Source organism: Rhodopila globiformis (assembly GCF_002937115.1).
In the GTDB taxonomy this organism is placed as follows: domain Bacteria; phylum Pseudomonadota; class Alphaproteobacteria; order Acetobacterales; family Acetobacteraceae; genus Rhodopila; species Rhodopila globiformis.
The window spans coordinates 24,176-31,351 of sequence record NZ_NHRY01000050.1; the positions used below are offsets into that span (position 1 = coordinate 24,176).

A 7,176-nucleotide genomic window follows, 5' to 3' on the forward strand; every position below is an offset into this window, starting at 1 on the left:
CGGTCTGTCGAACATCCGGGCGGCTGGTGTCAGTCCGCTTCCGCCGTCGCGCCGTGTACCTCGGCCACCACCGGGTGGAACTGCGCGTAGCGGGCGCAGTAGAACAGGATGCCGGCGACCCCGAGATAGGACACGCTGACCGTCGGCGCGCTGTTGATGCCGATGCCTTCCGCGCCGTGGATGAAGCCGAAGAAGCTCAGGATCGTTCCGGCCAGGGCAAAGGCGGCGGCCTTCTCGAAGGCGCGGTCGATAATGAACACGGTCATGGCGCCCAGGATGATGCCGGCCAGCGTCGCGCCGCCGCCCAGCGTCGCCAGGCCGTCGTACAGCACCCCGACGGACGCCAGCTTGCCGACGCCGACCGCCGCGGCATTCGTTCCGGCGGCGGCGAGCGCGTTGTCGACCTGCGTCTTGCCCCAGGCGGCAAGCTGCGGCAGCAGCGCCAGCACGATCGCCGGCGCGTGCCGGTGCGGCGATTCCTGGAACGCCTGCGAACCGATCAGCATGCCGATATACAGCAGGATCGGCAGGATCGCGACGACCGGGATCAGCGCGCTGATCACCGCGATGATGCCGAACCAGGTCAGCACCAGGACGATGATCCCGGTCATCGCCGAATAGCCGATGCGCCCGCCCATCGCCTTCCACCCGGGATGGCCGATATACACGGCGTTGATGAACGGATTGCCCATCAGGCAACCGACCAGGCTGATGGCGCCGTCGGCGCTGAGCACCCGGATCGTCGCGAAGCTGTCGCCCGCCGCGGCGGCACTTTCGACGTTGTCCAGCGCCTCGATCAGGTCGTAGATGCCGAACGGAATCGCCGTCACCAGGATGATGCCGAGATAGCGGAATCCGTCGAAGGTGTAATGGAACGCCGGCAGCGGAACGGAAAAGCCGAAGTTCGCGACCGACGTGACCAGCTTCCCCACGCTCAGGTCGCCATAGCCCAGCCCGAACGCGGTGGAGACCCAGGCGATCAGCGTCCCCAGCGCGATCGCCACCAGCCCGCCCGGAACACCACCGAAATAACGCACGCCGCCGAACCAGTTCGCCAGTATAACAGCGAAACAGACAACCCCGATGATCGGCGTATTGAAAACCTGCGCTGCAGGACTCATGGAAATGAAAGTGATGGAAATGCCCGCCAGCGACCCGAGCAGGGCGGCACGCGGCGTGATGGCGCGCAGATAGGGGCCGACCAACCCACCGAACATCAAAACGAAACTTTGCACGAACACCCAGGTCAGCCCGGCCTCCCATGCCTGGACCGGATCATTCGTTGCCAGTTTGATCGGCAGCATGACCACGAAAGTGACCACGAACATGTGAGGCACGCTGATGCCCGACGGCAGCGCGCAGACATCGCTGCGCCCCGTCCTGCGCGCCAGGTTCCAGGCGAGGAAGGCGTAATACCCCGTGCTGAGGAACAGCATCAGGCCCAGTGCCGGCAGGATGCGGCCGAACACCAGCGCATCGGGCATTTTCAGCACGAAGCGCAGCAGTCCGGTCAGCACCAGGATGTTCACCAGGATATTAGTGCCAAAGCCGAACAAAGCGTTCCAGTCGCCCGGAACCCAGAGTTTCGGCCGGAAGCCGGTTGCCGTGTTTCCGCTCATCCTGCCGCTCCCTTGATCACCTGCAGCACCGCGCCCGAGGACGCGACCCAGCCGAAAATGCCGCCCTGCGCCTTGATCATCCGCAGGCCGGCATCGTGGAATTCGGGGAAGTACGACGCGCAGCAATCGGCAACGACCAGGCAATCGTAGCCGCGGTCGTTGGCCTCCCGCACCGTGGTGTTGACGCAGACTTCCGTCGTGACGCCTGTCACCACAAGCTGCGCGATGCCGCGGTTCTGCAGGATGGCGTGCAGGTCGGTGGCATGGAACGCACCCTTGCCGGGCTTGTCGACGACCGGCTCGCCGGCAGCGGGATACAGCTCCGGAATGATGTCGTGGCCAGGCTCGCCGCGCACCAGGATGCGGCCCATCGGGCCAGGGTCGCCGATGCGGGTCTCGCCGCGGCCGCGGCGATATTTCGTCGGCGGCAGGTCGGCCAGGTCCGGGCGGTGGCCCTCGCGGGTATGGATCACCAGCCCGCCGATCCGGCGCCAGGCAGACAGCAGTGCCTGGTTTGGTCCGATCGCGCGACGAAGCTGCGAGACGTCGTTGCCCAGCATTTCACCGAAGCCCCCGGGCTCCAGGAAGTCGCGCTGCATGTCGATGATCAGCAGCGCCGCCGCCGACAGTCTCAGGCTGAAGTCATACGGTTCCGCCTCGACCAGCATGCCGCCTCCGAGCAGGAATTCAATAATGGTCGTGATGCAACTTCAGGGCCAGCTTCCCGCCGCGGTGTTCGCCCCGCCCCGGCCGGCGACGGCGCGCCCGGCGCCCGCGGCGGCGCCAGCCGTGGCCCACCCCTACGGGCGGCCGGTTTCCGTGCGACGCGCCGCCACCCCGGCGGCGGTTCCGCGACCGTTCTTGTCATACGCCGGCAGCAGAACGTCGTGCTGCACCCGCACGACAACGCGGGTCCGGTCCTGCGCGAGAGAAGGCAGCGGCGCCCCTCCTCCCGCAGGCAATGCAGCAGCCGCCGGCGGCCACAAACTGACGAGATAGGCGTTGCCTGCCACGGGCGGCTCGGCGCCGTCCTGCATGTCATCGCCCGGGCGCTGTTCGCTTGTCCTGGCAGAGAAATGGAGCTTCCTGCCGTCCGGCAAGGTGGCTTCCTTCCAGACGATGCCTGCCGGCGCGCCGTCGCCGCGGCTTTGCCCGACATAGTCTCCGCTGATCCGCGTGGCGCGCGGCAGGACGATCCGCCTGCCCGTGCCGGTGTCGCGGATATCGGCCTCGAGGACGGCGCTGACCGGGTCGCCCGGGCGTCCGACCGAGCCTTCGATACGCACGTCGAACGTGGTATTGGCCGCAAGCAGGAAGAACATCCGCGCCTGCGGCGAATCGCCTGGCGCGGGAGACGTCTGTTCGGACTTCGGTCCCGGCGCCATGACGAGCGCGTTGGACCGAGCGTTTGACGCCGCATGGCTGCTCGGCAGGCCGATTGCGTCCGCCGGAAGGGCGGCCGCGGCGCCGGACGCCTGCGGAGGCTTCCCGTGCCTGTCCACCGGCGTGACGTAGCGCCAGGCCAGCCAGGCGGGCACGATCAGCAGGACGCACAGCGCAGCGACCAGGCTTGCCCGCCGCCGCCGCGCCGCGCCTCCCGCCTGGAGGGATTCCGGATGGGCAGGCGTTGCCGTCTGGAGGGATTCCGGATCAGACGGGTGTCCCTCATGCTGCTCGACCAGGTCATGCAGCCACATTTCCGCGTCAGGCGTGGCGAAGAAGTGCAGGCGCAGGACGTCGCCGTCCCGGGCGACAACCCAGCACTCCAGCGGGATCGTGGCCAGGCCGGACAGCAGGATCTCGTCACCCTGGTCCAGTTCGTACAACTCATGCCCGGACGCCATGTCCTCCGGCAGCCGCACCGCGACGCCTGTCAGGGACACGTTCATTATCGTCACGATGGCACCTGATTCCGCGCCGTGACGCCAGATCTTGACGGGGTGATTCATGTCGTAACGGACCGCGCTTCTGCGCTCCCGGCCGTCAGGCGCAGGCATCTGGAGGATTCATGCTTCGATCGGCGCCCGGAGCCTCGTGATCGGTGGCCGGGCGCCGTTGTCCATGCGGGCGGTTCATCGGTTGATCTGCCCGGATCTGCCTCCGCGGACGGGCACCCGCCGCTGCTCCATCGGCTCCATGCCGCCGACCCTCCGTTTCATTTGCAATAGCAGAAAGATGCCGTTGTAATCTACGGAATCGATATTCGCGCAAGATGTTCACAAACGCAAATATTTTTCCGCGGCCTGACAAACAAGCGCGTTTGTCGCGCCGCCGAATGCAGCCAACAGCAATTCCCAAGCAACACGATGACTTTTTCTTCTGGCCGGAGGCGACCGCTGAAGACGCCGCCGGTCGGCTTTACGACCGGTCCGTTGGCTGCCGTGCGGCTGGCCAGGACGTTGGCTCACCCCGGCTCCGGCGGAACCAGCCCGGCCAGGCGCATGCGACCAAGCAGCGCGTTCAGCGAAGCGGGCGCCCAACCGGCGCCGCCTCACGTCCTCGGATCAGCCCGAAAAGCCGTCGATCCCCGTCTCGCAATCCGATGCCTGGCGGCAAAGCGGCCATGGGCCGCGAACGCGCCCTATTCCCGCCGGAACGTCACGACCAGCACGTCCCGGTGACCGGGCTCGGCCGGGTCCAGCGGCTCCACCGGCGTCACCCCGTGCATCACCCGCGCATCGTCCACCAGCGCGGAATCAAACGGCTCCGTCAGGGTGAAATGCCCCAGCGGCCGACCGGTCAGGTCGTGCACCGAGGTCATTCCGCTGGCGATGTTGCGGCGGCTGACGAGCAGCACCAGCACGTAATCGACGCCGTCGCGATGCATCCCCTCCGGCGTCGGGCGGCCGATCTCGCCGGAACGGGCGTCGATGCGGAACTGGTGCACCTCCACGTGCCAGGCGCTTGCCGGGGTCAGCCGGCCGAACAGGGTGCGGCAGAACGCCAGCACCGTCGTCATCGTCGGCCCGGCGCCAATCGGCGGCCTTACCGGCTCGAACCAGCGCTCGATGCCGCCGTTCAGCGGGTTGTAGTCGCGGCTCTGGTAGTGCGGCTGCGCCGGCTGGCGGACGATGCCGTCGGCGGTGGCGCGGTATACCGCGTGGCGCCGCTTCCGGTAGCGGCCGCCGTCGGCCATGTAGGTGTCCGGTCCCAGGTCGTCCCAGCTCGCCGCGAAAGCGGGCCAGTCGGTCAGCGGCCCGGCCTGTTCCAGCAGGGCACGCATGTCCGCCGCCGGGACGAACCGGTAGGCGTCGGCCCGCAGCGTGTCAGTCAGCTGCCTGAGCATGTCCATGGGCTTCCTCCCCTTTGGCGGCACGGACGTCGCCCGGGATCAGCACGGGGACGGGCTGCATCGGGTTGAAGATCCGGATCCCCAGTTCCTGGAAGCGCCGCTTCATGCGCCGGTTGAACTCCCGCTGCACCGGCCACCGGCCGGAATCAGTGCAGACGATCTGCCCGGCGATCGTCACCGAGGCGCCGTCGACCTTGTCCACGCCCCACAACTGCAGGTCGCTCAGCATCCGCGCCGACAGGTCCGGATCGGCGCGCATCGCGGTGACGATGGCTTTCAGCTCGGCGCACACGCGGTCGGTATCCTCGTCGTAGGCAACGCTGACGTTGACTGAGGCGTTGCCCAGGCCGCGGTTGACATTGGTGACACTGGTCACCGCGCTGAACGGGATGATGTGCACCGAGCCGTCGGCGGCGCGCAGGCGGATGGTGCGCACCGACAGCGCCTCCACCGTGCCGGACAGGCCGGAGACGGTGACCCAGTCGCCCACCTGCATGGCGTTCTCCAGCAGCAGGAAGATGCCGGTGATCAGGTCCTGCACCAGCTTCTGCGAGCCGAAGCCGATGGCCACGCCGATGATGCCGGCGCCGGCCAGCAGCGGGGCGATGTTGATGCCGATCTCGCTCAGGATCATCAGGCCGGCGACGACGGCGATGCTGATCAGCAGGCCGGTGCGCAGCAGCGGCAGCAGGGTGCGCAGCCGGGCGGACTTGGTCAGTTGCGCCTCGCGCTGCAGCCTCTCCAGATGGCGCTGCAGGCTGATGTTGGCGAACTCCCAGATGCCCAGCGCGATCAGGATCGTCGCCAGCAGCGTGCCCACCGCCGAGAGGATGCGCTGGCCGAGGTAGCTCCCGATCAGCCACATGAAGGTATTCAGGCCGTAGAGCTGGAGCAGGCCGACGACGCTCAGCACGTAGACCAGCAGCCGCAGCGCGCCGGACGCCACCGCGTGGTAGGCGTGCAGCCGCTCGGCCGCGGCCGGGAATGGGGTGGTGCTGTTGGGATCGGGCCGCATCAGCCGGTCGACCGAGCCGAGCAGCAGCAGCAGGACCATCCGCGCCCCGATCAGCACCGCCGAGGTGAGGATGAAGTAGTGCAGCACGACGATGTAGCCGTGCGGCAGTTCCACCACATAGACCAGCCAGATGGCGACGACGAAAAACAGCGCGACCCAGTGCCAGACGCTGGCGAAGCGGTCGCGCGTCCTGGCGACCCAGCCGGTCGCGCCCTCGGGCGCGCGCAGCCAGCGGCGCACCGCCCGCCGCTTCTGGACGATGATGATCACCAGGCTGGTTTGCACGATCAGGCCGATGGCCTTCGTCAACGCATCATGCGCGATGTCCGACAGCCCGAGCAGCAGCCCGACCTCGCCGATGGCGTAGCCGAGCACCACCACGACGACCATCCAGCGGATCCAGCGCATCAGGTAGCAGGCGGCCGAGTCGTTCAGATGGAACAGCCGCAGGCGCGCGGTGCGGGGCGAGAGCAGCATCCGCACGAGGCACAGGATGGCCCGGCAGGCGGCGTAGGAATCGATCACCACCATGATGGTCAGCCGGCTGACCGTCTGCCCGCCCACGCCGGAGGCGGCGACAAGGTGCCCAGTCACGGCGATGCCGAGCACCGGAACCAGGTCCAGCACCAAGCGGCCCAGCACCACCGGCAACCGGCGCAGGAAGGCCCAGGCCGAGGGGCGGCGGGGCGGCACCGGCGCCTCGCTTTCGCCGGCCTCGGCGCGGGCGAGCGGGTCGTCCGGCTGCTCCTCCTCGGGTTGCGGCTCCGGTGGTTCATCGGGCGTCCTGGCCGGGGCTAGCGCCTCCAGCCGCAGGATCGGCCGGCGCATCGCCCAGCGCAGGCCGTAGTCCGTTGCGATGGCGGCGGCGAGGACGACGGCGACCCGCCAGCTGATGTCCTTCAGCAGGTGGAGGGCGACCGGGTTGGTGGCCATCACCACCATCCAGCCATAGAGCAGGGGCAGGCTCTGCACCGTGTCCAGCGCCCGGGCCGCCTTGTTGCCGAGGTGGTTGGCGAAGGCGGCCGCCGAGATCAGCACCTGGGCACCGAGGCTGTCGGGTGCCAGCGGGATGGTCACGCCATCGATCGTGGTGCTCGGCACCGGGGCGGGCTGCGCGGCGGGCGCGGCTGCGGGCGCATCGTGTCCGGATAGGCGGTGCCGTTGATGGTCCAGCGGTTGAAGCCGTTGGCGGCGGCGTTGTGCTTGGCGAACACCATGTCGAACACGTGGTCGGGCTGCGCGGCGGGCTG

Annotated in this window: 5 protein-coding genes; all 5 read right to left on the bottom strand. The window is 68.3% G+C overall.

Going from position 1 to position 7,176, the window contains the following annotated elements; all coding sequences use genetic code 11:
* Window positions 1–29: 29 nt before the first annotated feature.
* Window positions 30–1,619, bottom strand: coding sequence for a regulator (locus CCS01_RS03885; protein WP_104517514.1), 1,590 nt, complete (start codon window positions 1,617–1,619; stop codon window positions 30–32).
* On the bottom strand, window positions 1,616–2,287 hold the full coding sequence (locus CCS01_RS03890) for a cysteine hydrolase family protein (protein WP_104517515.1): 672 nt from the start codon (window positions 2,285–2,287) through the stop codon (window positions 1,616–1,618). Before CCS01_RS03890 ends, CCS01_RS03885 begins: the two co-directional genes overlap by 4 nt.
* A gap of 132 nt (window positions 2,288–2,419) precedes the next feature.
* Window positions 2,420–3,616 carry a PilZ domain-containing protein gene (locus CCS01_RS03895; protein WP_104517516.1) on the bottom strand — a complete coding sequence of 399 codons (1,197 nt, stop codon included), beginning with the start codon at window positions 3,614–3,616 and terminating at the stop codon, window positions 2,420–2,422.
* Window positions 3,617–4,200: 584 nt separating this feature from the next.
* Window positions 4,201–4,905, bottom strand: coding sequence for a 2OG-Fe dioxygenase family protein (locus tag CCS01_RS03900; protein ID WP_239991996.1), 705 nt, complete (start codon window positions 4,903–4,905; stop codon window positions 4,201–4,203).
* Window positions 4,886–7,027: a mechanosensitive ion channel family protein gene (locus CCS01_RS03905; protein ID WP_104517518.1), complete on the bottom strand. Its 2,142-nt coding sequence runs from the start codon at window positions 7,025–7,027 to the stop codon at window positions 4,886–4,888. Before CCS01_RS03905 ends, CCS01_RS03900 begins: the two co-directional genes overlap by 20 nt.
* Between the last annotated feature and the right edge of the window lie 149 nt (window positions 7,028–7,176).

What these genes read in the sequence shown, in the direction of transcription:
- CCS01_RS03885 (WP_104517514.1), bottom strand. Translation starts at nt 1,619, where the DNA reads ATGAGCGGAAACACGGCAACCGGCTTCCGGCCGAAACTCTGGGTTCCG.
- CCS01_RS03890 (WP_104517515.1), bottom strand. Translation starts at nt 2,287, where the DNA reads ATGCTGGTCGAGGCGGAACCGTATGACTTCAGCCTGAGACTGTCGGCG.
- CCS01_RS03895 (WP_104517516.1), bottom strand. Translation starts at nt 3,616, where the DNA reads ATGCCTGCGCCTGACGGCCGGGAGCGCAGAAGCGCGGTCCGTTACGAC.
- CCS01_RS03900 (WP_239991996.1), bottom strand. Translation starts at nt 4,905, where the DNA reads ATGCTCAGGCAGCTGACTGACACGCTGCGGGCCGACGCCTACCGGTTC.